Source organism: Acidithrix ferrooxidans (genome assembly GCF_000949295.1).
GTDB lineage: Bacteria > Actinomycetota > Acidimicrobiia > Acidimicrobiales > Acidimicrobiaceae > Acidithrix > Acidithrix ferrooxidans.
The window spans coordinates 1-1,705 of record NZ_JXYS01000164.1 but is presented as its reverse complement, the minus strand read 5'-3'; the positions used below and the strand labels follow the sequence as shown (position 1 = coordinate 1,705).

Genomic DNA, 1,705 nt, shown 5'->3' with positions numbered 1-1,705 from the left:
CCTGAATCCACAGAAATGGACCAGCTTGAGCCCTTCGGTGTGAATCCAAGTCGGTTTTTTGGAACTGATTTAGGTTTGACGGAGGGTCTATGGCTTAAATCTGGTTTCAGAGTGCCAAATATGACCTATTCCCTTTGTGGTTGAGCCTTTTTGGTCATTTTTGAGATTGTGAAATCTCATTTTGGCCATAGTGACCTAATCCCTTGTCTTCTAGAGCAGTTGTTTCAAGTAATATTCAGTGTGTTAGGTAACCAGATGTTCAGGTGATGGCGATCTCAAACTTTCTGATCCGATCAAGAGCCTCTAAGAACTTATCCTTATAGTGCCAGTGTTCTTCAAGATGGAGTATTACTTTTCTAGCTGAACGAGTGATATGTCCTGCGATCTGAAAGTAACACCGTCGAAGCTTTGGTGTGGTTATTACAGTTTGTGTAATAGCGCCTATTCGTGCAGTGAACCGTGCCAGGTTGTGTGCAATTGCACCAAGTTCCAACCAAACGGCATTAGCGTTCATGTATCTGGATGGAACATGATTCCATCCCGAACCTCCTTTGAGATCCTTGATGACTAGTTCGATCTGGGCATGTGCTCGGTGATCAGCCTCAAGAAAGAGCGTTTCGCCTTGTCGATCGGTAATAAATGCGTGATAGTCATAGTCTCTAAATAGTGCCAGCTGAGACCCTGGAGTAGGCTTGACCCTTCGTACGATAAGACGAACGTCTTGTCTATCTCTTGCAAATGCGCGATATTTCACTTCTGCTACATCAGCTCCACCTTCAAGCCAGTAGGGAATTGAAGTCCAGGCATCCTCTTGGATATCGGAGATGATACCTTTTAGTCTCTTGGACATCCGTGTTGTAATAGAAAAGCGAACATCACCCGCACTAGCTGCGTCTCTAACGGCTCTTGAGTAGAACCCAGAGTCAAAACGCATGGTTATTTCACCAGTTGCTCCGGCGGCTCTGGCATTGTTGATTACCTGGGTTACAAACTCCCCGGCACCACGAGCGGTATTGGCATTGCCTTCACGTGTCACTATTCCAAGAATGTCACCTGTTTTACCAACTGCTGCTACTAGTGGGTGATACCCCCTTACTTTGGTATAACCAAAGTAAGCTCCTTCTTTTTTGTTTCCATATACCTGACATATTGTGGAATCAACATCAATGGTGAGCGGCTCATCACCTGGACCTGCTCCAGCTAGCCAGGCTCGTTTTAGCAACAAAGCTGCAACTCGTTCAACATCTGCGATGTCACTGGTCTCAAAACTACGCAAGAAGACACCAAGAGTGGATGGTGCTGGCATTATCTGACCAAGGATAACTTGCGCATTTGGGCTTCGAAGGATTGCAGTGTCATCAATGCAATCACCACCGGCCAAAATAGATGCGACGATAGCCATAGCTTTTCTGCCAACATTTGCTCGTCCAGGACGATCCTCTAGGTCAATGTGAGAATCAAAGAGATCCCTAAGGCCAAGTCTCTCAGCAAGGGTGATAGGGAGTATTAACCCACTGTTGGAAACTGCGTTCGAATCGTCAAAGGTGACTATCAAACGGTCTAAACTACTAGCAGATGCTCGCATCTAAAAGGTGCTCCTTGAACTGGTTGTTTTTTGACTATTACAACCTAAAGTTTACCAGTTCAGAGCACCTTTTCTATGCCAAAATCAAAGTTGATCGGCTAAATTTTCGGTGGATCCAGG

1 protein-coding gene is annotated in these 1,705 nt (G+C 45.5%); it reads right to left on the bottom strand.

What is annotated here, in order from left to right; all coding sequences use genetic code 11:
* Positions 1-259: 259 nt before the first annotated feature.
* A complete protein-coding gene (locus AXFE_RS18025; RefSeq protein ID WP_052607267.1) occupies positions 260-1,585 on the bottom strand; it encodes an IS1380 family transposase in 1,326 nt (441 codons plus the stop codon).
* Between the last annotated feature and the right edge of the window lie 120 nt (positions 1,586-1,705).

Bases quoted from the DNA above. Each gene is read 5' to 3' on its own strand.
- AXFE_RS18025 (WP_052607267.1), bottom strand. From the start codon at position 1,585: ATGCGAGCATCTGCTAGTAGTTTAGACCGTTTGATAGTCACCTTTGAC.